This window comes from Krasilnikovia sp. MM14-A1004 (genome assembly GCF_047159485.1).
Classification (GTDB): domain Bacteria; phylum Actinomycetota; class Actinomycetes; order Mycobacteriales; family Micromonosporaceae; genus Actinoplanes.
Map to the genome: position 1 here is coordinate 2,652,924 of NZ_AP038773.1, position 26,601 is coordinate 2,679,524.

Sequence of the window (26,601 nt, forward strand, 5' to 3'; positions counted from 1 at the left end):
GTCGGGTCGATGACTCAGCCGGGCCCGGCCGCACCCGATTACCCAGGCGTGAAGCTCAAGCAGCTGGCCGACGATTACGACGTCGAGTTCTGGGCGCGCCAGATCCGGATCTGCGCGTGGGTCGCCGTCGGAATCTCGCTGCTGGCCGCCCTGCGGATCGCGGTGGCGTGGGAGCCCGGCATGCGGTGGTGGGCCGTACCGATGGGTGTGGCGACGCTGGTGCAGGCGGCCGGGATCCGGCTGCCGTGGGCCCGGATCGTCCGCCTGCGGCACGCGCGGGAGGCGCTGCTCACCTGGTTCCTGGCCGAGCTGGCGATCATCTACCTGTTCGAGGTCGTCGACGACACCGGCCGCATGCGGTACGTCCCGGCCGTCATGCTGGTCGTCACGGCGGCCGCCACGCTGTATCCGCCGCGCTGGGTGATCGGCGTCGGCGTGCTGGCCCTGTGCGGATTCTTCGCCCTCGTGCCGATGCAGCCCGGCATCGACGCCTCCTTCATCGCCGGGATGTCCGCGATGCTGGCCTGCGTCGTCGGCCTGTGCGCGCTGACCGCGGGCAGCCGCAACCGGCTCGACGACCGCCGCCGCGCCGCGGAACGGCGCATCGAGCTGCTCCTGGAGAACTCCTCCGACGCGGTCCTCGCCCTGCATCCGGCCGGGCGGCTGCAGTACGTCAGCCCGTCCGCGCGGATCCTGTTCGGCAACGACCAGACGTGGCAGGCCGACGGCAACCTGGGTGCCCTCGTGCACCCCGACGACCTGGCGCGGGCGCGGGAGTGGCTCAACGCCCTGGCCGCCGCGCCGGTCGGGCACACCAGCCGCATCGAGGCCCGCCTGCGGTGCGCGGACGACGCCTGGCTGTACGCCGACATCATCGGTACCAACCGCATCGAGGACCCGGCCCTCGGGGCGCTGGTGCTCAGCGTCCGCGACATCGGCGCCCGCCGCTCGCTGGAGCAGGAACTGACCCGCCAGGCGTTCCGCGACTCCCTGACCGGGCTGGCGAACCGGGCCCTGTTCCACGACCGCCTGGAGCACGCCGTGGCCCGGGCCCGGCGCGGCGGCGAACACGTCACCCTGCTGCTGATCGACCTCGACAACTTCAAGATGGTCAACGACACCCTCGGGCACAGCGCGGGCGACGACCTGCTCACCACGGTGGCCGAGCGGCTGAGCGCACAGGTACGGCCCTCCGACACCCTCGCCCGCCTCGGCGGGGACGAGTTCGCGCTGCTGGTGGAGGGTGTCGCCGAGCGGGAGGCGGTGGCCCTGGCCGAGCGCATCCTGAGCGTCGTCCGCGAGCCGGTGCAGCTGGCCGCCCGCGAGATCGTCTGCACGATGAGCGTCGGCATCGCGACCGCGGCCCCGAGCGACGGCACCGCCGACACCGAGGAACTGCTGCGCGACGCGGACCTGGCCATGTACGCCTCCAAGCGCAACGGCCGCGACCGGTACGCCGTCTTCGACCCGGCCATGTACGCCGACGTGCTGCGCGAGGCCCGGGTACGCGCCGAGCTGGAACGCGCCGTCGCGGAGGAACAGTTCTTCGTCCTGTACCAGCCCATCGTGGACATGCCCAGCGGCCGCCCCACCGGCGTCGAGGCGCTGGTGCGCTGGCGGCACCCGACCGACGGGGTGCTGGGGCCCGACACGTTCATCCCGTACGCCGAGGAGTCGGGTCTGATCGTGCCGCTCGGCCGGTGGGTCCTGCGCCAGGCGTGCGAGCAGCTCGCCCAGTGGCGCCGGGACCTGCCCTCGGCGCGGCAGCTGCACATGAGCGTGAACCTGTCGGCGCGGCAGTTCCAGAACCCCCATCTGGTGGCGGAGGTCGCCGAGGCGGTGACGCACTCCGGCATCGAACCGTCCTGCCTCGTCCTGGAGATCACCGAGACGACCCTGCTCACCGACTCCGAAGCCGTGCTGGAGGCGCTGCACGGCCTGCGCAGCCTCGGGGTGCGGGTGGCCGTCGACGACTTCGGCAGCGGCTACTCGTCGCTGGGCTACCTGAAGCGTTTCCCCGTCGACATCCTGAAGATCGACCGGTCGTTCGTGCAGGGCGACCAGGAGGACGCGGACGCCGCCACGCTCACCGAGGCGGTCATCGGCATCGGCCGGGCGCTGCGTCTGCAGACGGTCGCCGAGGGTGTCGAGACCAACGCCCAGTGGACGACGCTGCGGGAACTCGGCTGCGACCTCGGGCAGGGCTTCTACTTCGCCCGGCCGTCCGAGGCCGACGTGATCGCCCGGCTGCTGGCCGGGGACATGCCGTCGGTGGCGCTGATCGAAGCGGGCTGACCGGTCCTCAGTGGCCGGTGCCGGGCACGTCCGGGCCGCCGAAGACCACCGGCAGGCCGGGGGAGTACAGCACGCTGACCGGCGGTCCCGAGACATCCGGCAACCCGGCGGCCCGTACCAGGGTGTCGTCGAGGGTGAGCAGTTCGGCGCGGTGCAGCGGCCAGACGGGATGCTCGTTGGGCAGGTGCAGGGTCCGGCCCCAGGCGCGGGTGTGCAGCCCCCACCGGGCGGTCACGAACTCCTCCAGCGGTGTCGGCGCGACGATCGGCGCACCGACGCGGACCGCCATGGCGTTCACGGCCGTGCGCGGTCCGGGCCACCAGCGGCGGCTGGTGTAGCGCAGGACGTCACCCTCGCGGGTCAGCCGCATCCGCGACCACATGTACGGCAGCCGCAGAAGCGCCCGCGCGACCAGCACCGGCATCAGCCGCGCCGCGTCCAGCGACCGGAACACCACCGCCCGCCGCCCGTGCCGGTCGACGCTGTACAGCCGCACGTTCGTCTCGCAGAACGTGCCCAGGTACGGCACGGCGGGGCCGCGCAGCGGACCCACCCCCACCATCCGGAAGCCGATCAGCCCGACGTAGGTTGCCCCGTCGAGGGTGTCGGGCACCGTGCCCGCGGGCAGCAGCGGCGCCACCGCCGACGGCGGCACCGCCCAGTGCAGGAAGGTGAGGTCGTGCCAGCGCTGGCTCAGCCACGCCCGCCGCACGGGCCGTACGGTCAGCGGGGTCACGTCCTCGACGAGCACGCACCCATCATGCCGTGCCCCCGCCATCCATCCGTGGACCGCGGAAACGGCACCGACGAGCCGGGAGGTTCACCCTGAGCGCACGACAACCGGCGGCGGTGCTGTTCGACATGGACGGCACCCTGGTCGACAGCGAGAAGGTCTGGGACGTCGCGCTGATGGAGCTGGCCCGGCGGGCCGGTGGGGAGCTGTCCCGCCCGGCCCGGCACGCCATGGTCGGCACCACGATGGCGCGCACGATGCAGCTGCTGCGCGACGACCTCGGCCAGCCCGGCCGGGACGAGGCCGCGGACGTGGCGTGGTTGACCGGCCGGGTCTTCGAGCTGTTCACCAAGGGCCTGGTGTGGCGGCCGGGCGCGCTGGAGCTGCTACGCGCCGTTCGCGCGGCCGGCCTGCCCACGGCGCTGGTCACCTCCACCGGGCGCAAGCTGGTCGAGGTCGCGCTGGACACGCTGGGACGGGCGAACTTCGACGTCGTGGTCTGCGGCGACGAGGTGACCAGGCCCAAGCCGGACCCGGAGCCGTACCGGACGGCGGCCCGGCTGCTCGGCGTGCCGATCGCGGACTGTGTGGCCGTCGAGGACTCGCCGGCCGGGGTGGCCAGCGCGCTGGCGTCCGGCGCGGCGGTGCTGGCGGTGCCCGCCGAGCTGGAGCTGCCGCCGACCGACGGCGTCCACCTGCGCGAATCCCTGGAGGGCGTGGATCCGGCGTATCTGGCCGCGCTGCTGCCACGGCCGATCCCGGGTCGGGGGCGCTGACCTGCGCAGGCGTCGCCGCCCGGCGGGTGGCCGCGGCGCCGGGTTCCGCACGGTCATCCCCGGGGGCCGAGCCGGCCGGCGCGTTCGTCGTCAGCATCCGCCGCACACTGACGGCAGAAATGACGTCGGCCTGACGCTTGACTGACGTCACGAATGACGTCAGTATGGAGTCATGGATCTGACCCCGTACCTGGAGACGCTTCGGGCCGACCTCACGGCCGCGGCCGCACCCGGCGGCTCCGAGACCCAGCGCGCCGCCGACCTGCTCGGCCACGCGCTCGAGGCGTCCGCCCGGCTGGCGCTGCTGGAAGCGCTGTCCGACGCGGCCGCCGAGATCACCACCAGGCTGCACGGCGCCGGCGTCGAGGTGCGCCTGCGCGGCCGCGAGGCCGACCTCGTCGTCACGGAGGCCGTGACCGAGCCGGCGCCCGAGCCGCCCACCCTGGACGGCGGCGACCTCGCCCGGCTCACCCTGCGCATGCCGGAGGCGCTGAAGAACCACGTCGAGCAGGCCGCCGCCGCCGAGGGCATCTCTGTCAACGCGTGGCTGGTGCGGGCGGTCACCGCGGCCGCCACCCAGCCCGGCGCTCCGCCGCGTTCCGGCCGGTCCGAGCGTTCCGGGCGCGCCGAGCCCGCCGGGCGCCAGGGCAAGCGCATCACCGGATTCGCCCAGGCCTGACCCACCACCCACCCCGCGAAGGAGCAGCACCATGCCCGAGTACGAATTCACCCACGACGGCCCGCTCGAGGTCCGGCTGGAGATGCACCGCGGCGCCGCCGACATCACCGCCGAGCCGGGTGACGCGGTCCGCGTGCAGGTCACACCGTTCGACGACAGCGCCACCGCCCGTCAGGTCGCGGAGAACTTCCGCGTCCAGCTCGACGGAAACCAGCTGACCGTGCGCCCGTCCGAGGAGACCGGATGGCCGTGGCGGCGCTCCGCCAAGGTGCACGTGGTGATCCACGTGCCGGCCGGCAGCGCGCTGGACGCCCGGACCGCCTCCGCCGACCTGCGCGCCCGCGGCGAGTACGCCGAACTCCGCGCCGACCTGGCCTCCGGCGACCTCTACGCCGAACGGGTCACCGGGGCCGCCCGGGTCAAGGCCGCCAGCGGCGACCTCACGCTGGACCGCGTCGGCGGCAGCCTGCACATCGGCAGCGCCTCCGGCGACCTCCGGGTCGGTGACGTCACCGGTGACGTCAACGCGAACACCGCCAGCGGCGATCTCACCGTCCGCAGCATCGGCGGCTCACTGCAGGCCAAGACCGCCTCCGGCGACATCGAGGTGGGCCGCCTCGCCCACGGCCAGGCCAACGTCCACTCGGCCTCCGGCGACGTCACCATCGGGGTGGCCCGCGGCACCGGCGTCTGGCTCGACCTCAACACCGCGTCCGGCTCCACCACCAGCGACCTCACCATGGGCCAGGGGGGCGAGGAGAGCGGCCAGCAGGCCGGCCTCGAACTGCGCATCCGTACGGCCAGCGGCGACATCCACGTGCACCGGGCCGCCGACGACACCGCCCGGGCGGCCTGATGCTGCCGCACGAGAGGGCCAGCATCGAGACCGCAGCCCGCAACGTCGGAGAGCGTCTCACCAGCCGTCGCGCCCAGCGGTTCGCGCCGGCGGCCAGACCGCAACGGCGCGGCCGTACCCCGCCGACCTGAGCAGGAGCCGACACCCGGGTGGACGCGACCGCCCGGGTGTCGGCCCGTGCACGGCACCCGCGCCCCATCAGCGCTCGGGCGGCGACGTGGTCGCCGACGTCGGTCGGCCGGGCCGCGCCCTCAGGCGCCCCGCGTCACGAGGCCGGTCTCGTACGCCAGGACGACCGCCTGGACCCTGTCGCGCAGACCCAGCTTGCCCAGCACATGCCCGACGTGGGTCTTGATCGTGGTCTCGCTGACCAGCAGGGTGCGCGCGATCTCCGCGTTCGTGTGACCGCGTGCGACGTGCACCAGGACTTCGCGTTCGCGCTCGGTCAGCGTGCCCAGCGCGGGCGGGGCCGTCGCGGCGGGCACGGGCGCGGCGTCGGCCAGCCGGGGCAGCAGACGGGCCAGCAGATGGGGAGCCACCACCGCACCCCCGGCGGCGACGGTGCGGACGGCCGCGATCAGGTCACCCGCGGGCACGTCCCTGCCGAGATAGCCGACCGCACCGGCGGCGAGGGCACCCAGCACCAGTTCGTCGCGGTCGTCGGCGGTGCAGACCAATACCCGCACGGCCGGGTCGGCGGCCGCCGCGATGGCCCGCGTCGCGGACAGACCGTCGAGGCGGGGCAGCTGAACGTCCAGCAGGACAACGTCGGGCAGCAGCCGCCGGGCCAGCTCCACCGCCTCCGTACCGTCGGTGGCCTCCCCGACGATGGCCAGGTCGCCGGCCCCGGACAGCGTCACCCGCAGACCGGCGCGTTGCATCGGTGCCGGATCCGCCAGCAGCACGCGGATCGGCGGCCGCCCCGCCACCGGCGCCGCGCCTGCTGTCACGCATCCCTCCCCGCGCCGCCGATACCGGGCGCAGACGCCGCGCCGGCCGTGCCCGGGGCGTCGCTGCTTCCGGCGACGGGGCTCGCGACCGTGGGGCTTGCGACCGTGGGGCTTGCGACCGTGGCAGGGCCGGCGGAGTCGGGCTCCGGATACGGCGGCGGGGTGCCGCCGAACTCGGGGCACAGCTGCTGATGGCGGCACCAGCCGCAGAGGCGACTGGGCTTGGGGCGGAAGTCGCGGTCGCGTTTGGCGCGCTCGATGGCCTGCGACAGGGCGACCAGGGTGCGTTCGAACCGCTCCAGCTCCTCGGCGTCCGGGCGGTAGTCGCACACCTCGGCGTCCTTGAGATACAGCAGGCGCAACACCTTGGGCACCAGGCCGCGGGTACGCCAGAGCACGAGGGCGTAGAACTTGAGCTGGAACAGCGCGCGCCCCTCGAACGCCTCCCGGGGCGCGCCGCCGGTCTTGTAGTCGACCACCCGCAGGTCGCCCGCCGGGGAGATGTCCAGACGGTCGATGTAGCCGCGGATGAGCAGCTCGTCGTCGACCAATGTGGAGATCAGGCTTTCCCGCTCGGCGGGCTCCAGCCGCTGCGGGTCCTCCACCGCGAAGTAGCCGTCCAGCAGCGCACCCGCTCCGGCCAGGAAGTCCGAGAGCAGGTCCGCCTCGTCGGGCATCGGGCTGCCGGTGGCTGTGAACAGGTCGGCCAGAGCGGGCTCCTCCGTCACCAGGCGCTGCCACTCGGGGGTGACCAGCGCGGCCGCCGCGTCGGGCGTGCGCTGGGCGGCGGGCAGGTCGAACAGCCGCTCCAGCACCGCATGCACCAGCGTGCCGCGCAGCTGGTCGGCCGACGGCTGCTCGGGCAGCCGGTCGATCGTGCGGAAGCGGAACAACAACGGGCAGGTCTTGAAATCCGCGGCCCGCGACGGCGACAGCGACGGACCGGTGGCCCGATCGGCCGCCCCGGCCACCGAAGCGGCCCCCGCCGGGCCCGAAACGTCGCCCAGCCGGCCCGAAGCGGTGGTTTGGGGCGCGGTCGGTGGGGCGGAGGGCGCCGTCTGTGCCGTCATGGGGGACAGGCTAGGGGAGAGGTACGACGAAACGGCGCATCGGTACGCACGGGGCGTTCCGTAGCATCGATGCCGTGGACGACAGCGCACCGCGCCCGCCCCGCTCCTCCGTGCGCCGGGGACGGCGACTCGGCCGGGTCCTCGGCGTGCCGGTCTACGCCCATCCCTCGATGGCCCTGCTGGCCCTGGTCGTGACGGTCGTCTACGGCGGCTACGTGCGCACCGAGCTGGGCCTGCCCGACCCGCTGGGCTACCTGGTCGGCTTCGGTTTCGTGCTCTGCCTGCTCGGCTCCGTGCTGCTGCACGAGCTGGGCCACGCCCTGACCGCCCGCCGCCACGGCATCGGCGTCCGCGGGATCACCCTGGAACTGCTCGGCGGCTGGACGGAGATGGACTCCGACGCGCCGACTCCCCGGGTCGACGCGCTGGTGTCCCTGGCCGGCCCGGCCGTGTCGCTGGTGCTGGGCGCGGTGGCCGCGGCCGCCGCGCTGGCGTTGCCCGACCGTACGGTCGCGGCCCAGATCGCCTTCCAGTTCGCCGCCAGCAACCTCATCGTGACGGTCTTCAACGTGCTGCCCGGCCTGCCGCTGGACGGCGGCCGGGCGCTGCGCGCCGGGCTGTGGGCCCTGCTGCGCGACCGCAACCGGGCCACCGTGGTGGCCGGCTGGGCCGGCCGGGTGATCGCCGCGGGCACCGTGCTGTGCGCGGTGAGCCTGTTCCAGCTGCGGCTGCTGACGCTGTTCGGGGTGGCCTTCGTGCTGCTCGTGGCGTTCACCCTCGGGCACGGCGCGGGCCAGGCGATCAGGCTGGGCCGGATGACCAGCCGGTTCCCGCTGGTCGACCTGGGGGAGCTGGCCCGGCCGGTGCTGGCGGTGCCGTCCGGTACGCCGCTGGCCGAGGCGCAGCGGCGGGCCGGTGAGGCGGGGCCGCCGCACACCCTGGCCGTCGCGGACTCCGCCGGACGCGTCGTCGCGGTGGTCGACGCCTCCTCGGCGGCCCGGGTGCCGGCGCAGCGCCGGCCGTGGGTGGCGGTCGACACGGTGGCCCGCGGCCTGGCCGGGGTGCCCGCGCTGCCCGTCGGGCTCAGCGGCGAACAGGTGGTCCGCGCGGTGCAGGCCCACCCGGGTGCGCACTACCTGGTGACGGCAGGCGAGGATGTGCTCGGCGTCCTGCACGTCGGCGACCTGGCCGAGGTGCTGGAGCCGCAGCGCGGCCGGCGGCGCGACGATCCACGCTGACCCGGCCGGGAAGTGCCCCCACGAGAGAGAAGCGCCGTGACCGTCCAGTCCACCACCGCCGTAGACGAGCCGGCCCCCGTGCACCGCGGGCCGTTCCAGCCCGGGGACCGGGTGCAGCTCACCGATCCCAAGGGACGGATGCACACCGTCGTGCTCGAACCCGGCAAGGCGTACCACACGCACCGCGGCGCGCTGGAGCACGACGCGCTGATCGGGCTGCCCGAGGGCAGCGTGGTGACGTCGTCGGGTGGCACGGCGTACCTGGCGTTGCGGCCGCTGCTGTCCGACTACGTGCTGTCCATGCCGCGCGGCGCCCAGGTGATCTACCCCAAGGACGCGGCGCAGATCGTGGCGATGGGCGACGTGTTCCCCGGCGCCAGGGTGCTGGAGGCCGGCGCCGGGTCGGGCGCGCTGTCCTGCTCGCTGCTGCGGGCCGTGGGCCCCTCCGGCGAGCTGCACTCGTACGAGCTGCGGGAGGACTTCGCGGCGATCGCCCGGCGCAACGTCGAGGCGTTCTTCGGCGGCCCGCACCCGGCGTGGCACCTGCACCACGGCGACGTCGCCGAGGCGACCGAGACCGGTTTCGACCGGATCATCCTGGACATGCTGACCCCGTGGGAGGCCCTCGACATGGTCGAGCGGGCGCTCGTGCCCGGCGGCGTGTTCATCGGGTACGTGGCGACCACTCCGCAGCTGTCCGAACTCGTGGAGGCGCTGCGCGAGCGCGGTGGCTGGACCGAGCCGCGGGCGTGGGAGTCGCTGATCCGGGACTGGCACGCCGACGGTCTGGCGGTCCGCCCCGACCACCGGATGATCGCGCACACGGCGTTCCTGGTGTCGGCCCGCAAGCTCGCACCCGGGGTGACGGCACCGCCACGGCGGCGTAAGCCCAGCAAGGGCGCCGAGGCGTACGCGCTGCGCCGCGCGGCGCAGCAGGCACCGGCCGCCACCGCCCCGCCGATCGATCCCGATCACGCGGAGATCGTCGCCGATCCCGGGGTGTGAGCGCGGGACCCCCGTCAGGTAGGTTCCGTCGCGGGCCCGGCAATCGCCGGGTGTCAGGCGGGCCAGCGGGAGGATGGGGTGGGCGCGATGAGTTCACCGCCGTTCGGCGGCAGCAACGACATGCCGGCGGTGTTCCCCGACTGGTCGCCGTACGAGGACCTCGACTCGGCCGCCCGGGCGTATCTGCGCGACCCCGAAGTGGCCCTGGACGCGCTGTTCGGGGTGCTGCGCGGCGCCTCGGTGTTGTGTTTCACACTCGAGCGCTTCGTCAACGAGGTGAACGGCGTCTGGCAGGAGGTCGTCATCTGCGACGGCAGCCGGCTGGTGCTGTGGCACGGCGAGGACGTGGCCCCCGGCGACGGCCCGGTCGGCTCGATGACCTCGTCGCTGCGGGTGGTGCCGCTGTCCACGGTCACCGAGGTGGGCTGCCGGCGGCGGCTCACCCGTACGCCCACCGGGCAGGCGCGGGTCGACAGCATCGACGTGTATCTGCTGCTCAGCTCGGTCGACGACGCGGTTCCGCCGCCCGGGCTGGAGGAGGAGGGGCGCCCGGCGCTGCGGCACGACGCGCTGCGCTTCGGCAAGACCCTCGACGACGGCGGCCCGGGACAGATCGCCCGCCTGGAGGAGTTCTCCCGGGTGGTCGCCTCGCTGGTCGGCAGGCCGACTCTCTGAGCCGCCGGTCCGGGTCCCCGAGCCGGTCAGTCGGCGTCCGGGCCGGCGATCTCGACGTCGTCGGTGCGGCGCACCACGTGGATGCAGTCGCCCGGACACTCCTTGGCCGCGTCGATCACCTCGAGCCGCAGCCCGGCCGGCACGTCAGTACGCACGCCGGGGTTCTGCAGCAGCTCACCGGCGCTGTCCTTGACGTACGCGAGACCGTCGACGTCGAATTCGAAGACCTCCGGCGCGTACTGCACGCACAGGCCGTCGCCGGTGCACAGGTCCTGATCCACCCAGACCTGGAGTTCATCCGTGTCTGTGTTCGTCTGTGTCGACATGGCGGGCCTCCCACGGTTCTCCCGCCCCGACCGTACCGGACAGCTCCGACCGGGTGGCGCAGCAGTCCGGCTCAATGGATCAAGGTTCAGTGACGAGGGTGTTGCACCGGTCGAAAACGGCCCCACAACGGCTAGTGTTATGTGCAAGACGTTCGAGCCCCCGGGGAGGTGGGACGTGGCACGTAGCGACGAGGCGGATTCACGCGCCGCACGTTGGGAGAAGGAAGCCAACGATCTCTCCAGCCAGGTCGCGTTCCTGCAGGAGGAACTCGCACTGGTACGGCGCAAGTTGACCGAAAGCCCCCGACACGTCCGGCAGCTCGAAGAGCGGCTCGCGGCGACGCAGGCGCAGCTGGCCCGACTGACCGAGAACAACGACCGGCTCGTGGCGACCCTCAAGGAAGCCCGGGCTCAGATCGTCACTCTCAAGGAAGAGATTGACCGGCTCGCCCAGCCGCCGAGCGGCTACGGCGTGTTCCTCACCGCCCACGAGGACGGCACCGTCGATGTGTTCACCGGCGGCCGCAAGCTCCGCGTGGCCGTGTCCCCGTCGCTGGTCGTGGAGGACCTCAAGCGAGGCCAGGAGGTCCTGCTCAACGACGCGCTGAACGTGGTCGACGCCTTCGGCTACGAGCGGGTCGGCGAGGTCGTCCTGCTCAAGGAGGTGCTGGCCGGGCCCGTCGGGACGCCCCCCGACCGGGCGCTGGTCGTCTCGCACGCCGACGAGGAGCGGATCGTCCATCTGGCCGAGTCGCTGCAGGTGTCGGCGCTGCGCGCGGGTGACTCGCTGATGATCGAGCCGCGCTCGGCGTACGCGTACGAGCGCATCCCGAAGAGCGAGGTCGAGGAACTGGTCCTCGAGGAGGTCCCGGACGTCGACTACGGCGACATCGGTGGCCTGCACGCGCAGATCGAGCAGATCCGCGACGCGGTGGAGCTGCCGTTCCTGCACGCGGACCTGTTCCGGGAGCACCAGCTGCGCCCGCCGAAGGGCATCCTGCTCTACGGGCCGCCCGGATGTGGCAAGACCCTGATCGCCAAGGCGGTCGCGAACTCGCTGGCGAAGAAGATCGCCGAGCGGCGCGGCGAGGAGAAGCACACCAGCTACTTCCTCAACATCAAGGGCCCGGAACTGCTGAACAAGTACGTGGGTGAGACCGAGCGGCACATCCGCCTGGTCTTCCAGCGGGCCCGCGAGAAGGCCAGCGAGGGCACCCCGGTCATCGTGTTCTTCGACGAGATGGACTCGATCTTCCGGACCCGTGGCTCCGGTGTCTCCTCCGACGTGGAGAACACGATCGTCCCGCAGCTGCTCAGCGAGATCGACGGCGTGGAGGGCCTGGAGAACGTCATCGTCATCGGCGCCTCCAACCGCGAGGACATGATCGACCCCGCGATCCTGCGGCCGGGCCGGCTCGACGTGAAGATCAAGATCGAGCGTCCGGACGCGGAGGCCGCCAAGGACATCTTCGCCAAGTACATCCTGGCCGAACTGCCGCTGTCCGACGACGACCTGGTCGAGCACGGCAACGACCGGGACGTCACGGTGGCCGCGATGATCGAGGCCGTCGTGCTGCGGATGTACACGGAGTCCGAGGAGAACCGCTTCCTGGAGGTCACCTACGCCAACGGTGACAAGGAGGTCCTCTACTTCAAGGACTTCAACTCCGGCGCGATGATCCAGAACATCGTCGACCGCGGCAAGAAGATGGCGATCAAGGAGTTCCTCACCTCCGGCAAGAAGGGGCTGCGCCTGCAGCACCTGCTGGACTCGTGCGTCGATGAGTTCCGGGAGAACGAGGACCTGCCCAACACCACCAACCCGGACGACTGGGCCCGGATCTCCGGCAAGAAGGGCGAGCGGATCGTCTACATCCGTACGCTCGTCTCCGGCGGCAAGGGTGCCGAGGCCGGCCGTTCCATCGACACGGTCAGCAACACCGGCCAGTACCTGTAGCACCGCATCGCCCGGCGCGGGCGGGGCGACTCGTCGCCCCGCCCGCGCTGTGTCGTTGCACCCGGTGTGAACACCGGGACCACCGCCACCGGCCCGCCGGCCCAGCCGGGCCCCCGCGTGCCGGACGCCGCCCCCGGCCCGGTGCCCGGCGCAGCCGCTCCCGGCGCAACCACGTCCGGCGTGGGGAGCCCGCCCCGGCCCGTCGCGGATGCGGGACGCCTCGGCTGGCTCGACGCGCTGCGCGGGTTCGCGGCGCTCACTGTCGTCTGGTTCCACCTCAGCCCCGTCGTGCTCGGCCCGGAACGCCACCTGCGCATCCATCACCACATCGACCTCGGCAAGTACGGCGTGCTGCTGTTCTTCCTCGTCAGCGGCTACGTGATCCCGATGTCGCTGGAACGGCACGGCTCATTGCGCCGCTTCTGGGTCGGGCGGCTGTTCCGGGTGTACCCGGCGTACCTGGTCACGATCGCGGTCACCGGGGTCCTGGCCGTGGCCGGGCTGGCCGGGGTGCGAGCGTCGCTGCGCGCCGATCCGGTCACCGCGGTGCTGGCGCACGCCACGATGCTGCTCGACCCGCTGGGGCTGCGCGGGACGGTGCGGGTCTTCTGGACCCTGTCGTACGAAATGATCTTCTATCTGGTGGTGGCCGGGCTGTTCGCATGGCGGCTGCACCGGCACAGCGGCTGGTGGGCGGCCGGACTCGCGGCCGTGGCCCTGGTGGTGGGCCCCCGTCTGCCGGACGGACTGTTCGCCGCGGATCCGGCCGGGCGGCGGGTCACCGCGGCGGTGCTGCTGGTGCTCGTCGCCGGGGTCGTCGTGGCCTGCCTGAGCGGGCGACGGCGTCCCGCCGTGGCGGCCGGGGCGGCCGGGATCGGGTTCGTGGCGCTGCCCGCGCTCGACGGCCATCCGACGGCCGAGAGCACCGTTGCCGCGTCCTGGCAGGGCCTGCTGATGCTGGCGGTGATGTTCGCCGGCACGGTGGTGTTCCGGGCCCAGCACGGGCAGCTGGGGCGGTGGCCGGCCGCGCTGGCGCTCGCGGCCGTCGGCGGCGGCATCGTGGCGGCGCACTGGGCGTACCTGCCCGGGCGCACCGCCCACCTGGTCTGGCTGACCACGGTCGCGGCGGTGGCGGTCACGTTCGCGGCGGCGTACGCGGTGCGGCGGCGCGCCGTGCCGCACATTCTCGCTTGGCTGGGCACGATCAGCTACTCGCTGTATCTGCTGCACGTCGTGGTACTCAGTCAGGTGACCCGGCTGATGCCGGATCTGGCCGCCCGCCCGGCCCCGCTACGGATCCTTGCCGGTGCCGCGTTCCTCCTGCTGGCGCTCGGTGTCGCCGCGGTGTCGCAGCGCATGGTCGAGCGGCCCGGTCAGGCGCTCGGGCGGCGCCTGTTGCGGGTCCTCGACGGGCCACCGGGACCGGCACGGAGCGTGCCGATCACCACTGAGCGTGCCGCGCCGCGTACCCGCAGGCGACAAGACACCCGGCGAAGCGTCTAGGCTCGATACATGGGCTCGGGGAACGACGTGGCGGGCGGAGTGACGGGATGAGCGTTCGACGGATCATGGGCACCGAGGTCGAGTACGGAATCTCCGTGCCGGGCCAGCCCGGAGCCAATCCGATGGTCACCTCATCGCAGGTGGTGAACGCGTACGGGGCGCGGCCGGAACTCAACCGGGGCGGTCGTGCGCGCTGGGACTACGAGGAGGAGTCGCCGCTGCGGGACGCCCGCGGCTTCACCTACTCGGGTGCGGCCTACGATCCGGCGGACGCGCTGGCGGACGAGGACCTGGGCCTCGCGAACGTGATACTGACCAACGGCGCGCGACTGTACGTCGACCACGCCCACCCGGAGTACAGCACCCCGGAATGCACCAACCCGATGGACGTGGTGCGCTGGGACAAGGCGGGCGAGCGGGTGATGGCCGAGGCGTCGCGCCGGGCGGCGACGATCCCCGGCGCGCACCGGATCCAGCTGTACAAGAACAACACCGACAACAAGGGCGCCAGCTACGGCTCGCACGAGAACTACCTGATGCGCCGGCAGACCCCGTTCGCGGACATCGTCGCGCATCTGACGCCGTTCTTCGTGACCCGGCAGGTGTTCTGTGGCGCCGGGCGGGTCGGCATCGGCCAGGACGGCACCGGTGCCGGCTTCCAGATCTCCTCGCGGGCGGACTTCTTCGAGGTCGAGGTGGGCCTGGAGACGACGCTGAAGCGGCCGATCATCAACACCCGCGACGAGCCGCACGCCGACGCCGACAAGTACCGGCGGCTGCACGTCATCATCGGTGACGCGAATCTGTCCGAGATCGCCACGTACCTGAAGATGGGTACGACCGCGCTGGTGCTGAGCATGATCGAGGCGAAGATCTTCACCGGGGAGCTGGGCATCGCGGATCCGGTGTCGGAGCTGAAGGCGGTCAGCCACGACCCCAGCCTCAAGCACCTCGTGCGGCTGCGTGACGGGCGCCGGCTGACCGCGCTGGACCTGCAGTGGGCGTACTACGAGCGGGCCCGGCTGTTCGTGGACGAGCGCTACGGCGACGATGTGGACGAGCAGACCGGGGACGTGCTGCGCCGCTGGGAAACGGTGCTGGACAAGCTCGGCCGCGACCCGATGTCGTGCTCGGACGAGCTGGACTGGGTGGCCAAGCTGCGGCTGCTGGAGGGCTACCGCGAGCGGGAGAACCTCGGCTGGTCGTCGCCGAAACTGCAACTGGTCGACCTGCAGTACTCCGACGTACGGCCGGAGAAGGGTCTGTACCACCGGCTGGTGGCCCGCGGCTCGATGAAGACGCTGCTGGACGAGGAGCAGACCCGCAGCGCCATGGTGGAGCCGCCGGAGGACACCCGAGCGTACTTCCGCGGCCGGTGCCTGGCGCAGTACGCGTCCGAAGTGGTCGCGGCCAGCTGGGACTCGGTCATCTTCGACGTCGGCCGCGAGTCGCTGGTGCGGGTCCCGATGATGGAGCCCGAGCGCGGCACCCGCAAGCATGTGGGTGCGTTGTTCGACCGGTGTGAGAGCGCGAAGGACCTGCTCGAGGTCATCACGAGTCGCTGAGCGGACGGGCGGGGGAGAGAAACACCCGGTGTGACAGGGGTTTTCGTCGTACCCGCGAGGTAGGTTTTTCCCAACCCGATGGTGCGGCTCCGAGGGGCGGCAGGGCCCGCTGGCGAGGGGCCTTCGCACCGGGGGGACGCTCGACTGGGCGATGTCGGGCAACGAGGCGATGAAGGGGGACTCAGATGGCAACCCGAGACACCGGCGGCCAGTCGCAGTCCGGCAAGGGCCGCCGCGACGAGGAGATCGAGGACGTCACCACAGAGGCCAACCCGGAGGTCGCCGAGCGGCACGCCGAGATCACCGAGGATGTGGACGACCTGCTCGACGAGATCGACTCGGTCCTGGAGGAGAACGCGGAAGAATTCGTCCGTGGTTATGTACAAAAGGGCGGCGAGTAGCACTTAGAGGAGCGAATCGGACATGCCACGGGGGCTGGACGACCGCGACGGAGAGAACTCGGTCGAGTTCGACGAGTTGATGTTGGCCCAGGAGGGTCGGTGCGCCATCTGCCGGGCGCCCGACCCCCAACACCTTGATCGCGACCGTCGCACCGGATGGGTGCGCGGGATATTGTGCTTGGACTGCTTTGGTGGCCTCGGTCGGTTCCGGGACAGCCCGGAACTGCTGGCCGAGGCGATCACGTATCTGAAGGGAACCACGTGGCATCGGGTTTTGATCCGTCCGGGCGTCTTCCAGATGTGTTCACCAATGCGGGGACGTCCTCCTTCACGCAGTTCCTGAGCTACGCCGCGCCCGAACTGCTGCCGGGTCGCCGGCCGCTGCCGCCCGGCATGGCCGCGGAACTGGCACCGCACGGCACCACGATCGTGGCCATCGCGACCGCCGACGGCGTCGTCATGGCCGGCGACCGGCGCGCCACCATGGGCAACCTGATCGCCAGCCGGGACATCGAGAAGGTGCATCCGGCGGACGCGTACTCGTTGATCGGCATCGCGGGCACCGCGGGTGTCGGCATCGAGCTGATGCGCTTGTTCCAGGTGGAGCTGGAGCACTACGAGAAGATCGAGGGCGCGATGCTGTCCCTCGACGGCAAGGCCAACCGGCTGGCCTCCATGGTGCGCGGCAACCTGGGCGCGGCCATGCAGGGCCTCGCGGTCGTGCCGCTGTTCGCCGGGTTCGACCTGACGCCCAGCGATCCGTCCCGGGCGGGGCGCATCTTCAGCTTCGATGTGGCGGGCGGCCTCTACGAGGAGACCGGCTTCGAGGCGATCGGCTCGGGCTCGCTGTTCGCCAAGGCGGCGTTGAAGAAGCGGTACCGGCCGGGTGTCAGCACCGCGGACGCGATCCGGCTGGCCGTCGAGGCGCTGTACGACGCGGCGGACGACGACACCGCCACGGGCGGCCCGGACCTGACCCGCAAGATCTACCCGGTCGTCATGACCGCTACGGCGGAGGGCACCCACCGCCTCGCCGAATCGGAGATCACCTCGGTGGCCGAGGACGTGGTCGCCGGGCGGATGGAGAATCCGGGCGGCTGAGCGCCGGAGCGTTCACACGACCCCTGCCATCCGGTCATCGAAGGAGTAGCCACCCGTGGCAATGCAGTTCTACGCCTCGCCCGAGCAGGTCCAGCGCGACCGCTCGGAGTACGCCCGCAAGGGCATCGCGCGCGGCCGCTCCGCGGTCGTCCTCACCTACGAGGGCGGCATCCTGCTGGTCGCCGAGAACCTCACCTCGCTTCGCAAGATCAGCGAGATCTACGACAAGATCGGCTTCGCGGCGGTCGGCCGCTACAACGAGTTCGAGAACCTGCGCCGGGCCGGCGTGCGGATGGCCGACCTCAACGGGTTCAGCTACGACCGCCGCGACGTCACCGGCCGGGGGCTCGCCAACGCCTACACCCAGACCCTGGGCGCCATCTTCAGCGAGACGCAGAAGCCGTACGAGGTGGAGATCTGCGTGGCCCAGGTGGGCGCCACGGTGGAGGCGGACGAGCTGTACCGCATCACCTACGACGGTTCGGTCATGGACGAGCCCGGCTTCATGGCCATGGGCGGGCAGGCCGAGGCGATCTCCAACGTGCTGCGGGAACGCCACGACGTCGCCGCGGACCTGGGCGCCGCGCTCAAGCTCGCCGTTGAGGCGCTCGGCAGCGTCGGCGGCGAGAACGGCGCCGCCCGCGAGCTGGGTGCCGCTCAGCTGGAGGTGGCGCTGCTGGACCGGCGCCGCAAGGGCCGCGCGTTCCGGCGTATCGGCGGGGCGGCACTGACCACGCTGCTCGAGGGCGGCAAGGACCTGCCCGAGCCGGAGAAGGGTGTCCCCACCGGGGACGCCGCGCTGCCCGCACCGGCCGAAGCCAAGCCCACGGTCTCCGCGGCCTCCGAGGATCTGGAGGGCAAGGCCGACAGCGACAGCTGACGACGTCAGTCGATGACCAACGGGGCCCACCACCGCTCGTTGTCGCGGTACCAGCGGACGGTGGCGGGCAGGCCCTCGGCGAAGCCGACGCGCGGCCGGTAACCCAGCTCGCGGCGGATCTTGCCGTCGTCGAGGGCGTACCGCTGGTCGTGGCCCATCCGGTCGGCGACCGTGACGACCGACTTCTCGTCGGCCCCGCACTCACGTAGCAGCATTCCGGTGAGCTCCCGGTTGGACAGCTCGGCGGTGCCGCCGACGTGGTACACCTCGCCGGGTCCGCCCCGCAGCAACACCAGGGCCGTGGCCCGGCAGTGGTCCTCGACGTGGACCCAGTCGCGCACCTGCAGGCCGCTGCCGTACAGCGGCACGGTGCGCCCGGACAGCAGGTTCGTGACGAACCGGGGGATCAGTTTCTCCGGATGCTGGTACGGGCCGTAGTTGTTGGCGCAGCGGGTCACCATCACGGGCAGCCCATAGGTGCGGTGGTAGGCGAGCGCCAGCAGGTCCCCGCCCGCCTTGGTGGCGGCGTACGGCGAGGTCGGCGCCAGGGGAGCGTGCTCGTCCCACGTGCCGGTGTCGATCGAGCCGTACACCTCGTCGGTGGAGACGTACACGAATCTGCCGGTGCCGTGGCGCAGCGCGGCGTCGAGCAGCACCTGGGTGCCCACCACGTTGGTGACCGCGAACGGCGCCGCCGCCCGGATCGAGCGGTCGACGTGGGACTCCGCCGCGAAGTGCACGACCGCGTCGTGGCCGCGCAGCACGGAGTCCACCAGCGCGGCATCGCAGATGTCGCCGGGCACGAAGTCCAGCCGCCCGCTCTGCGCGACCGGGCCGAGGTTGTCGAAGTTGCCCGCGTAGGTGAGCTTGTCCAGCACGGTGATCCTGGCCCCGGCCAGGCCGTCCAGGGAGTCGGAGAGCACCGACCGCACGAAGTGGGAGCCGATGAAGCCGGCACCGCCGGTCACCAGAAGATTCATCAAAACGGCAGTCTATTTCGCGACCGCCCGCGACGCGGGCGGTACGTCGCGACCGGTACACCACGCTGCGTGATGGTGATTTCAGGGATCTGTGAGCGTCGAGCCGGTTTGTGACTGCCGCTGATGCCCCTCGGGCGGCTAGTGTTTCGTCATGGAACGGCGAATTTTCGGCCTCGAGACCGAGTACGGCGTCACGTGCACCTACCGGGGTCAGCGGCGGCTCTCTCCGGACGAGGTGGCCCGCTACCTGTTCCGCCGCGTGGTGTCCTGGGGACGCTCCAGCAACGTGTTCCTGCGCAACGGTGCCCGTCTCTACCTCGACGTGGGCTCCCATCCCGAGTACGCCACCCCCGAATGCGACTCGGTGACCGACCTGGTCGCCCACGACCGCGCGGGCGAGCGGATCCTCGAGGGCCTGCTGGTCGACGCCGAGAAACGCCTGCACGACGAGGGGATCGCGGGCGAGATCTACCTGTTCAAGAACAACACCGACTCGGCCGGCAACTCGTACGGCTGCCACGAGAACTACCTCGTCAGCCGGCACGGCGAGTTCGGCCGGCTCGCCGACGTACTGATCCCGTTCCTGGTCACCCGCCAGCTGATCTGCGGCGCCGGCAAGGTGCTGCAGACGCCGCGCGGCGCGGTGTTCTGCCTGTCCCAGCGGGCCGAGCACATCTGGGAGGGCGTCTCCAGCGCCACCACCCGCAGCCGCCCGATCATCAACACCCGCGACGAGCCGCACGCCGACGCGGAACGCTACCGCCGGCTGCACGTCATCGTCGGCGACTCCAACATGAACGAGGTGACCACGCTGCTCAAGGTCGGCAGCGCGGACATCGTGCTGCGGATGATCGAGGCCGGCGTGGTGATGCGCGACCTCACCCTGGAGAACCCGATCCGGGCCATCCGCGAGGTCAGCCACGACATCACCGGCCGCCGCAAGATCCGCCTGGCCAACAACAAAGAGGTCAGTGCGCTGGAGATCCAGCAGGAGTACCTGGCGAAGGCCACCGAGTTCGTCGAGCGGCGCGGCGGCGACCAGGTCGCCAAGCGCGTCGTCGAGCTGTGGGGCCGGGTGCTCAACGCGATAGAGAACGGTGACCTGACCCCGGTCTCCCGCGAGATCGACTGGGTGAGCAAGCTCAAGCTCATCGAGCGGTACCAGGCCAAGCACCAGATCCAGATGTCGCACCCGCGGATCGCCCAGCTCGACCTCGCGTACCACGACGTGCGCCGGGGCCGCGGCCTGTACGCCCTCATGGAGAAGCGCGGGCAGATCGACCGGATCTCCAACGACCTGCAGATCTTCGAGGCGAAGGAGACGCCGCCGCAGACCACGCGGGCGCGGCTGCGCGGGGAGTTCATCCGGCACGCCCAGGAGAAGCGGCGCGACTTCACGGTCGACTGGGTGCACCTGAAGCTGAACGACCAGGCCCAGCGCACCGTGCTGTGCAAGGACCCGTTCCGGGCGTACGACGAGCGGGTGGAACGGCTCATCGCCAGCATGTGACAGCGGACGGATACGCTGGTCGGGCCATGTCCACACCCCCGCCCGACCAGCAGCCGCCCGACCGGGGGCCCGGCGAGCGTCCGGAGCGCAACCTCGACGACGTGCTGTGGAGTCGCGTCCAGCGCCGCCAGGACAAGATCCGCGCGGAGATCCAGCGCAACCGGGCGGGCGGGCACCGCATCCCCACCTGGGTCCTGGCCACCCTGCTCGGCCTGATCCTGCTCGGCTGGCTCTACCTGTTCGTCACCCGGTGATGAGGGTCGCGGCGTGGCGGCCCGCGGCCGCGGCGGTCAGGAAGTAGGCGTGGTCGGCGTCCAGGCCGCGGCCCATCGTGGACAGGGGCACCGGGCTGGCCCGCAGGGCCTCGTCCAGGCCGGACGCCGGCACCCGGACCAGGCGGTGCCGCTCGGCCAGCGGCGCGAGGGCGGCGGTCAGCTCGGCGTCGAGTTCGGCCGGCAGGTCCGCGGGCAGCACGAGGTCGGCTCGGGCCAGCGCCACCCGGCCGTACGCGGTGAGGCTGTGGTGGGAGACGCCGCGGTGGCGGGGCCGCCCGTCGCCGGTGGAGACCCGCAGCGAGCCGACCGGCCGCCCGCCCAGCGCCGCCACGGCGTTGACCGCCTCGCCCACCGCCACCCCGGAGAAGCCCCAGGTCGTACCGGTGCCGAGGTTGCCGGGACCCTGCGCCACCACGGCCACGTCGGCCCGCAGCACGTGCCGCGCCGCCAGCAGCCCGGTGTGGACGGTGCCGGCCTCCAGGTCCCCGCCGAACGCCTGCCCGGTGGTCACCGTGCCCGCCAGATGGTCACGCAGCCCGTCGAGGGTGCGGGAGAACCAGGCCGGCAGGGCGCCGCCGTCGGTCATCACGTACGCGACCCGGGCGTCGCGGCGCTCGGCGCGCACCCCGGCCAGGATCGCGGGCAGCGCGGAGTGCAGGTCGGCCGTGACCACCGGCAGGCCGTCGAGGCTCTCCGCCGCGGCCATGACCTCCCGGTGCGGCGAGGCCTCCTCGTCGACGCCGAGCAGGATCGGCTGCAGCGGGGTGTACCGGGCCTTGACCAGGTGGCCCGAGTCGCGGGTGGTGCCGTCCTGTGCCGGGTCGCCGGGCAGCCGGTCGGGCAGCGCCACGACCAGGGCGTACCCGCCGGTGCCCAGCCCCATGACCAGGGCGCCCACGTTGAGCAGCACCCGGTCGCCCGGTTCGGGCTCGCCCGTCAGCTCCGGGTACGCCAGGGCGCGCAGCTCGCCCTCGGGGGTCCGTACGTCCAGCTCGACCGCGCCGCGCCAGCGCCGCCGTACCCTCGTCACCGTCCCGGACCGCCACCGCACCATGGCGGCCAACCTATCGGCCGCCGCCGCGGCGGCCGGTACCGCCGCGCCTCGGGACCCGAACAAACAGGCGCGGCCGGCGGGGAAGCGGACTCGGCGTGTACCGCCAACCTCCGTCGAGGCTGCTAGCGTTTCTGCCGTGTCGCGGACCCGTACCGAGCGCCTGGTGAACCTGGTGATCTGTCTGCTGTCCACGCGACGGTTCCTGACCGCCGCGCAAATCGCCGCGACCGTGCCCGGCTACGAGCACGACCCGAGCGATCCCCGCGACCACGAGGCGTTCCAGCGCAAGTTCGAGCGGGACAAGGCGGAGCTGCGCGAGCTGGGGGTTCCGCTGGAGACCGGCACGGCCAGCGCCTTCGACAGCGAGCCGGGCTACCGGATCGCGCACCGCGAGTACGCGCTGCCGGACATCCCTCTCGAACCGGACGAGGCCGCCGCGGTCGGCATCGCCGCCCGGCTGTGGCAGCACGCCGGGCTGGCCGCCGCCGCCTCCTCCGGCCTGGCGAAGCTGCGCGCCGCCGGGGTCGACGTCGACCCGCAGGCCACCCTCGGGGTGGAACCCGTCGTGACGGTCGACCCGGCGTTCGGCCCGCTGACCGCGGCCGCCCGCGACCGCCGCGCGGTCACCTTCGCCTACCGGACCCCGGAGAACGACACAGCGGCCACCCGCCACCTCGAACCGTGGGGCGTGGTCTGCTGGCAGGGCCGGTGGTACGTGGTCGGCCACGACCGCGACCGCGACGCCACCCGCTGCTTCCGGCTGTCCCGGATCGTCGGCAACGTCCGCGCGGCCGGCCGCGTCGGCGCCTTCGCCCCGCCGGCGGACGTCGACCTGATCAGCCACGTCGCCCGCTGGTCCGGCCCGGTGGTGCACACCGGCCGGGCGAGCGTGCTGGCCCGGCCGGGCCGGGCCGCCGGGCTGCGGCGGATGGCCGAGCACACCGAGCCGGGCCCGGACGGCGACCGGCTCACCATCGCGTACGCGGACGTCGACCGGCTGGCCGCGACCCTGGTGGGCTACGGCGCCGACGTGCGCGTCGAGGACCCGCCGGAGCTGCGGGAGGCGGTCATCCAGCAGCTCAAGGAGGTCGTCGCCCGGCACGAGGGCGTCGCCCGCCCGGCGGGGGTGCCGACGTGACGCCGCAACCGCGTACCCCCGCGCCCCGCGCGTCGGCCGACCGGCTCGGGCGGCTGCTCAACCTGGTGCCGTACCTGCTGGCTCGGCCGGGGATCCGGGTCGCCGAGGCCGCCACCGACCTGGGCGTCACGGAACGCCAGCTGCGCGAGGACCTGGAACTGCTGTGGGTGTGCGGTCTGCCCGGGTACGGCCCCGGGGATCTGATCGACATGGCGTTCGACGGCGACCGGGTCACCATCACCTACGACGCGGGCATCGACCGTCCGCTGCGGCTGACCCAGGACGAAGCGCTGGCCCTGGTGGTGGCGCTGCGGATGCTGGCCGAGACGCCGGGCACCGGCAACCGGGACGCGATCGAGCGGGCCCTCGCGAAGATCGAGGGAGCGGCGGGGGACCTGGCCGACGCGCCGGTCGCGGTCCGGCTGCCCGCCAACGAGAAACGGCTCGACGCGATCCGTACGGCCGTGGAGGGCGGGCACGCGCTGCGCCTGACCTACTACACCGCGGCCCGCGACGAGACCACCGAGCGGGTCGTCGACCCGATGCGGGTCCTCATGGTGGGCTCCCGTGGCTATCTGGAGGCGTGGTGCCGGCGGGCTGAGGCGACCCGGCTGTTCCGCGTCGACCGGATCGACGCGTTCACCGAGCTGGCCGAGCCGGCGGCGCCGCCCGCGCAGGCGGTGCCGCACGACCTCAGCGGTGGGGTCTTCCACCCGGGCGGCGACCTGCCGCTGGTCACGGTCCGGGTGGGCCGCGGCGGCCGGTGGATCACGGAGTACTACCCGGTCGAGGACGTGCGCCGCGACGGCGACGGCTGGGTCGTGGCGATGCGGGTCACCGATCTGGGCTGGGCGCAGCGGCTGCTGCTCGGCCTCGGCGCCGACGTCACTGTGCTGGGGCCGCCGGAGCTGGTCGACCGGATCCGCGCCCAGGCCGCGACGGCACTGGACCAGTACGCCGCGCCTCATCCCGCGCCGCCCGCCGCCGCCCGCTAGGCTGACCGGGTGATGTGGCTGATCTGGGGTCTGGTCGTCCTCGTCGCGGTGCTTGTCCTCGGCGCGGCCCTGTTCTCCCTCGGTGGCCGGATGGTCGGGTTGCAACGGGCCGCGGTGCGGCTCCAGCGCCGCCAGCAGGAGGCGGCCCGCCTGCAGGAGAAGGCCCTGATCCTGCAGCGCACGGTCGCTGACGTACAGGCCAGGGCGGAGCAGCTGCAGCGCCGGGCCGAGACGATCAAGGCCGCACGCGGATAAACCAGACGTCCGGCCAGGGGCATGCGAAGAATTCGCACGTACCATGGATCCGGCATACTGCCAGGACCGTTGTCCCACCGACTGGAGTCACCACCATGGGCGCCCTCAAGCCAGTGCACCTTCTGATCTTCGCGGCCGTCATTCTGCTGCTGTTCGGTGCGAAGCGGCTGCCGGACGCGGCGCGCTCGCTGGGCCGGTCGCTGCGGATCATCAAGGCCGAGACCAAGGGCCTGATGGACGACGACACCAACGTCGCCGACAAGGCCGACGCGCAGCACTCCCGCCAGCCGCTGCACCCCACGGAGATCCAGCAGCCGGGTGCTCAGCAGCCGCAGCAGGGTTTCCAGCAGCAGCCCCAGGCCTACCAGCAGCCCCAGCAGCCGTTCGTCGACCCGGTACAGCGCACCAACGACCGCTGACCGCCCGGCATGGCTCTGACCCTGCGCCGTCGGGGGCCCAGCACGTTCGAACGGGCTTCCGACGGCTCCATGACGCTGATCGAACACGTCCGGGAGCTGCGTAACCGCCTGTTCTGGGCGTCGCTGGGTATCGTCGCCGGCCTGATCGTCGGCTTCGTCATCTCGCACTGGGCTTTCGACATCCTGAGCGCGCCGTATTGCGCGCTGCCCTCCTCGAAGGGCGCTCACGGCTGCGAGTTCATCACGCTCGGCGTCACCGACCAGCTCGTGCTGCGGCTGAAGATTGCGCTGTGGCTGGGCCTGCTCCTCGGCGCCCCGGTGTGGCTCTACCAGCTCTGGGCGTTCGTCGCCCCGGGCCTGCACCGGCATGAGCGCAAGTGGGCGTACATCTTCGTGGCGATCTCCGTGCCGCTGTTCGCGGCCGGTGCGGTGCTCGCCTACTCGGTCGTCGGGCACAGCCTGTCGTTCATCATGGAAGCCGGCGTGCTGGGCGCGCCGACGAAGCTCGAGGTGACCTCGTACATCGGCTTCGTCATGAACATGATCCTGCTGTTCGGCGCGGCGTTCGAGTTCCCCCTGGTCCTGCTGATGCTCAACTTCACCGGCGTGGTGACCGGGCGCAAGCTGCTCAGCTGGTGGCGGATCGTGGTGTTCCTGTCGTTCGGCTTCGCCGCGATCGCCACCCCGGACCCCGGCCCGTTCGGCATGACCCTGCTGGCCGCGTGCATGTCGCTGCTGTACTTCCTCGCCGTGGGCGTGGCGATCCTCAACGACAGGCGCCGTGGCCGGGGCCGGGAGATGTACGCCGACCTCGACGATGACGAGATCTCCGCGTTGGCGGACGACCGCCAGCCGGTCGGTGCGGCGGACCGGATCGAGGCGCCGGCGCCCATCGACACACCCGCCCCGGTCGACAAGCCCCTGCCGCTGGAAGGCCGCTACGACGACATGACCTGACGGTGGACCCGGCCGGGGAGATCCGGCCGGTACGCTGCCCCGATGGTCACCGGTGACGCCATCGCGGTGCTGGCCAACCCCGGGGCGGGCCGGGGCCGGCACCGCGCCGTGCTGCCCGGCCTCGTCCGCCGTCTGGGCGACAGCGGGTACGACGTCCAGGTGCTGCACGCACCCACCGCGGAAGCCGCGGAGGCGGCCTGTCACCAGGCTGTCGCCGACGGAGCCGCCGCACTGGTCGCGCTCGGCGGCGACGGCACGGTGCACCTCGCGTTGCAGGCCGTGGCGGGCACCACGGTCCCGTTCGGCGTCGTCCCGACCGGCACCGGCAACGACTTCGCCGCGGCGGTGGGCGTACCCGATGAACCGCTCATCGCGGCCGACGCCGTCGCCGCCGCCCTGCGCGACGGGCGGCAGACGCGGGTCGATCTTGCCCGGGTGAGCGATGCGGCGGGCCGCGACCGTTGGTTCGGTGCGGTGCTGGCGGCCGGTTTCGACGCGATCGTCAACGAGCGGGCCAACCGGATGCGCCGTCCTCGCGGCCCGCGCCGCTACGACCTGGCCATCATGCTGGAGCTGGCCCGGCTGCGGCCGCGCGCCTACACGCTGCGGCTCGACGGCGAGCGGCACCAGTTCTTCGGAGTGCTGGTCGCGGTGGGCAACTGCGCCAGCTACGGCGGTGGGATGCGGATCTGCCCGGACGCGGACCCCACGGACGGCCTGCTCGACGTCGTGGTGGCCGACCCGCTGAGCCGGGTCACCCTCGCCCGGCTCAAGCCCCGACTGCGCCGCGGCACCCACGTCACCGATCCACGCGTGCACTGCTTCCGCGCCGGCGAGGTGGAGATCGCCGCGGAGGGCATCGTCGGCTACGCCGACGGCGAGCGGGTGGGCCCGCTCCCGATGCGGGTCGGCTGCGTGCCAGGTGCGCTGCGGTTGCTGCGCTGAGTACGGCGTCAGCGGGCCGGCGGCGGCACCGAAGAGTACGGGCAGTAGCCGCCAGAAGGAGAG

At 72.4% G+C, this 26,601-nt stretch carries 28 protein-coding genes; 22 read left to right on the forward strand and 6 right to left on the reverse strand.

Translation table 11 applies throughout. The annotated features are described in order from the left end of the window. Nucleotides 1-48: 48 nt before the first annotated feature. A complete protein-coding gene (locus ACMCNN_RS12110) occupies nucleotides 49-2,295 on the forward strand; it encodes a putative bifunctional diguanylate cyclase/phosphodiesterase (RefSeq protein ID WP_412746284.1) in 2,247 nt (748 codons plus the stop codon). A 7-nt stretch (nucleotides 2,296-2,302) separates the two neighbouring features. Here ACMCNN_RS12110 and ACMCNN_RS12115 read toward each other — a convergent pair whose 3' ends face one another. Then, nucleotides 2,303-3,046: a YqjF family protein gene (locus ACMCNN_RS12115; protein ID WP_412746285.1), complete on the reverse strand. Its 744-nt coding sequence runs from the start codon at nucleotides 3,044-3,046 to the stop codon at nucleotides 2,303-2,305. Nucleotides 3,047-3,144: 98 nt separating this feature from the next. Here ACMCNN_RS12115 and ACMCNN_RS12120 point away from each other — a divergent pair, with 98 nt between their 5' ends. From ACMCNN_RS12120 to ACMCNN_RS12130, 3 genes are all read left to right on the forward strand, one after another. After that, nucleotides 3,145-3,804, forward strand: a complete 660-nt coding sequence (locus tag ACMCNN_RS12120; RefSeq protein WP_412746286.1) for an HAD family hydrolase — start codon at nucleotides 3,145-3,147, stop codon at nucleotides 3,802-3,804. A 172-nt stretch (nucleotides 3,805-3,976) separates the two neighbouring features. Beyond that, nucleotides 3,977-4,483, forward strand: coding sequence for a toxin-antitoxin system HicB family antitoxin (locus ACMCNN_RS12125; RefSeq protein WP_412746287.1), 507 nt, complete (start codon nucleotides 3,977-3,979; stop codon nucleotides 4,481-4,483). A gap of 31 nt (nucleotides 4,484-4,514) precedes the next feature. After that, the gene (locus tag ACMCNN_RS12130; RefSeq protein WP_412746288.1) at nucleotides 4,515-5,339 is read left to right on the forward strand and encodes a DUF4097 family beta strand repeat-containing protein; all 825 of its coding nucleotides are present in this window, start codon (nucleotides 4,515-4,517) and stop codon (nucleotides 5,337-5,339) included. A 251-nt stretch (nucleotides 5,340-5,590) separates the two neighbouring features. Here the strand turns inward: ACMCNN_RS12130 and ACMCNN_RS12135 are convergent, their stop codons facing one another. Both ACMCNN_RS12135 and ACMCNN_RS12140 read right to left on the reverse strand, forming a co-directional pair. After that, the gene (locus tag ACMCNN_RS12135; RefSeq protein WP_412746289.1) at nucleotides 5,591-6,289 is read right to left on the reverse strand and encodes a response regulator; all 699 of its coding nucleotides are present in this window, start codon (nucleotides 6,287-6,289) and stop codon (nucleotides 5,591-5,593) included. Next, complete coding sequence (locus ACMCNN_RS12140; RefSeq protein ID WP_412746290.1) at nucleotides 6,286-7,359, reverse strand: RecB family exonuclease; 1,074 nt, start codon at nucleotides 7,357-7,359, stop codon at nucleotides 6,286-6,288. Before ACMCNN_RS12140 ends, ACMCNN_RS12135 begins: the two co-directional genes overlap by 4 nt. Nucleotides 7,360-7,529: 170 nt before the next feature. Between ACMCNN_RS12140 and ACMCNN_RS12145 the strand changes: the two genes are divergently transcribed. The 3 genes from ACMCNN_RS12145 (at nucleotide 7,530) to ACMCNN_RS12155 (ending at nucleotide 10,277) form a co-directional block, all read left to right on the forward strand. Further along, nucleotides 7,530-8,597: a M50 family metallopeptidase gene (locus ACMCNN_RS12145; RefSeq protein WP_412747145.1), complete on the forward strand. Its 1,068-nt coding sequence runs from the start codon at nucleotides 7,530-7,532 to the stop codon at nucleotides 8,595-8,597. Nucleotides 8,598-8,633: 36 nt separating this feature from the next. Continuing rightward, nucleotides 8,634-9,602, forward strand: coding sequence for a tRNA (adenine-N1)-methyltransferase (locus tag ACMCNN_RS12150; RefSeq protein WP_412746291.1), 969 nt, complete (start codon nucleotides 8,634-8,636; stop codon nucleotides 9,600-9,602). Between the two features lie 87 nt (nucleotides 9,603-9,689). Further along, a complete protein-coding gene (locus ACMCNN_RS12155; RefSeq protein ID WP_165449354.1) occupies nucleotides 9,690-10,277 on the forward strand; it encodes a hypothetical protein in 588 nt (195 codons plus the stop codon). Between the two features lie 26 nt (nucleotides 10,278-10,303). On the opposite strand, the gene ACMCNN_RS12160 is transcribed toward ACMCNN_RS12155, so the two are convergent. After that, nucleotides 10,304-10,603 carry a ferredoxin gene (locus ACMCNN_RS12160; RefSeq protein WP_412746292.1) on the reverse strand — a complete coding sequence of 100 codons (300 nt, stop codon included), beginning with the start codon at nucleotides 10,601-10,603 and terminating at the stop codon, nucleotides 10,304-10,306. A gap of 175 nt (nucleotides 10,604-10,778) precedes the next feature. Between ACMCNN_RS12160 and arc the strand changes: the two genes are divergently transcribed. The 7 genes from arc (at nucleotide 10,779) to prcA (ending at nucleotide 18,010) form a co-directional block, all read left to right on the forward strand. Then, nucleotides 10,779-12,560, forward strand: a complete 1,782-nt coding sequence (gene arc / locus ACMCNN_RS12165) for a proteasome ATPase (RefSeq protein ID WP_412746293.1) — start codon at nucleotides 10,779-10,781, stop codon at nucleotides 12,558-12,560. Nucleotides 12,561-12,626: 66 nt separating this feature from the next. Beyond that, on the forward strand, nucleotides 12,627-14,063 hold the full coding sequence (locus ACMCNN_RS12170; RefSeq protein ID WP_412746294.1) for an acyltransferase family protein: 1,437 nt from the start codon (nucleotides 12,627-12,629) through the stop codon (nucleotides 14,061-14,063). A 47-nt stretch (nucleotides 14,064-14,110) separates the two neighbouring features. Continuing rightward, nucleotides 14,111-15,628 carry a depupylase/deamidase Dop gene (gene dop / locus ACMCNN_RS12175; protein WP_412746295.1) on the forward strand — a complete coding sequence of 506 codons (1,518 nt, stop codon included), beginning with the start codon at nucleotides 14,111-14,113 and terminating at the stop codon, nucleotides 15,626-15,628. Nucleotides 15,629-15,813: 185 nt separating this feature from the next. Next, nucleotides 15,814-16,029: a ubiquitin-like protein Pup gene (locus tag ACMCNN_RS12180; RefSeq protein ID WP_412735697.1), complete on the forward strand. Its 216-nt coding sequence runs from the start codon at nucleotides 15,814-15,816 to the stop codon at nucleotides 16,027-16,029. 79 nt (nucleotides 16,030-16,108) lie between these two features. Beyond that, on the forward strand, nucleotides 16,109-16,372 hold the full coding sequence (locus ACMCNN_RS12185) for an endonuclease domain-containing protein (protein WP_412747146.1): 264 nt from the start codon (nucleotides 16,109-16,111) through the stop codon (nucleotides 16,370-16,372). After that, on the forward strand, nucleotides 16,291-17,130 hold the full coding sequence (prcB, locus tag ACMCNN_RS12190) for a proteasome subunit beta (protein WP_412746296.1): 840 nt from the start codon (nucleotides 16,291-16,293) through the stop codon (nucleotides 17,128-17,130). Before ACMCNN_RS12185 ends, prcB begins: the two co-directional genes overlap by 82 nt. A gap of 55 nt (nucleotides 17,131-17,185) precedes the next feature. Next, a complete protein-coding gene (gene prcA / locus ACMCNN_RS12195; RefSeq protein ID WP_412746297.1) occupies nucleotides 17,186-18,010 on the forward strand; it encodes a proteasome subunit alpha in 825 nt (274 codons plus the stop codon). Between the two features lie 5 nt (nucleotides 18,011-18,015). On the opposite strand, the gene rfbB is transcribed toward prcA, so the two are convergent. Next, complete coding sequence (rfbB, locus tag ACMCNN_RS12200) at nucleotides 18,016-18,990, reverse strand: dTDP-glucose 4,6-dehydratase (protein WP_412746298.1); 975 nt, start codon at nucleotides 18,988-18,990, stop codon at nucleotides 18,016-18,018. 151 nt (nucleotides 18,991-19,141) lie between these two features. Between rfbB and pafA the strand changes: the two genes are divergently transcribed. Together pafA and ACMCNN_RS12210 are read left to right on the forward strand one after the other, a co-directional pair. Then, nucleotides 19,142-20,500 (forward strand): Pup--protein ligase, encoded by a 1,359-nt coding sequence (gene pafA, locus ACMCNN_RS12205; protein WP_412746299.1) that lies wholly within the window; start codon nucleotides 19,142-19,144, stop codon nucleotides 20,498-20,500. Nucleotides 20,501-20,526: 26 nt separating this feature from the next. Further along, nucleotides 20,527-20,754: a hypothetical protein gene (locus tag ACMCNN_RS12210; protein ID WP_412746300.1), complete on the forward strand. Its 228-nt coding sequence runs from the start codon at nucleotides 20,527-20,529 to the stop codon at nucleotides 20,752-20,754. Here the strand turns inward: ACMCNN_RS12210 and ACMCNN_RS12215 are convergent. Beyond that, nucleotides 20,744-21,829: a DUF3866 family protein gene (locus ACMCNN_RS12215; RefSeq protein WP_412746301.1), complete on the reverse strand. Its 1,086-nt coding sequence runs from the start codon at nucleotides 21,827-21,829 to the stop codon at nucleotides 20,744-20,746. The genes ACMCNN_RS12210 and ACMCNN_RS12215 overlap by 11 nt on opposite strands. A 136-nt stretch (nucleotides 21,830-21,965) precedes the next feature. Here ACMCNN_RS12215 and ACMCNN_RS12220 point away from each other — a divergent pair, with 136 nt between their 5' ends. The 6 genes from ACMCNN_RS12220 (at nucleotide 21,966) to ACMCNN_RS12245 (ending at nucleotide 26,538) form a co-directional block, all read left to right on the forward strand. Next, the gene (locus ACMCNN_RS12220) at nucleotides 21,966-22,967 is read left to right on the forward strand and encodes a helix-turn-helix transcriptional regulator (protein ID WP_412746302.1); all 1,002 of its coding nucleotides are present in this window, start codon (nucleotides 21,966-21,968) and stop codon (nucleotides 22,965-22,967) included. Further along, nucleotides 22,964-23,962, forward strand: a complete 999-nt coding sequence (locus tag ACMCNN_RS12225) for a helix-turn-helix transcriptional regulator (protein ID WP_412746303.1) — start codon at nucleotides 22,964-22,966, stop codon at nucleotides 23,960-23,962. Before ACMCNN_RS12220 ends, ACMCNN_RS12225 begins: the two co-directional genes overlap by 4 nt. Nucleotides 23,963-23,974: 12 nt before the next feature. Continuing rightward, nucleotides 23,975-24,217: a hypothetical protein gene (locus ACMCNN_RS12230; RefSeq protein ID WP_412747147.1), complete on the forward strand. Its 243-nt coding sequence runs from the start codon at nucleotides 23,975-23,977 to the stop codon at nucleotides 24,215-24,217. A gap of 95 nt (nucleotides 24,218-24,312) precedes the next feature. Continuing rightward, nucleotides 24,313-24,636 carry a Sec-independent protein translocase subunit TatA gene (gene tatA / locus ACMCNN_RS12235; protein ID WP_412746304.1) on the forward strand — a complete coding sequence of 108 codons (324 nt, stop codon included), beginning with the start codon at nucleotides 24,313-24,315 and terminating at the stop codon, nucleotides 24,634-24,636. A gap of 9 nt (nucleotides 24,637-24,645) precedes the next feature. After that, nucleotides 24,646-25,593, forward strand: coding sequence for a twin-arginine translocase subunit TatC (gene tatC, locus ACMCNN_RS12240; RefSeq protein WP_412746305.1), 948 nt, complete (start codon nucleotides 24,646-24,648; stop codon nucleotides 25,591-25,593). A gap of 42 nt (nucleotides 25,594-25,635) precedes the next feature. Beyond that, complete coding sequence (locus ACMCNN_RS12245) at nucleotides 25,636-26,538, forward strand: diacylglycerol/lipid kinase family protein (RefSeq protein WP_412746306.1); 903 nt, start codon at nucleotides 25,636-25,638, stop codon at nucleotides 26,536-26,538. The last annotated feature ends 63 nt before the right edge of the window (nucleotides 26,539-26,601 follow it).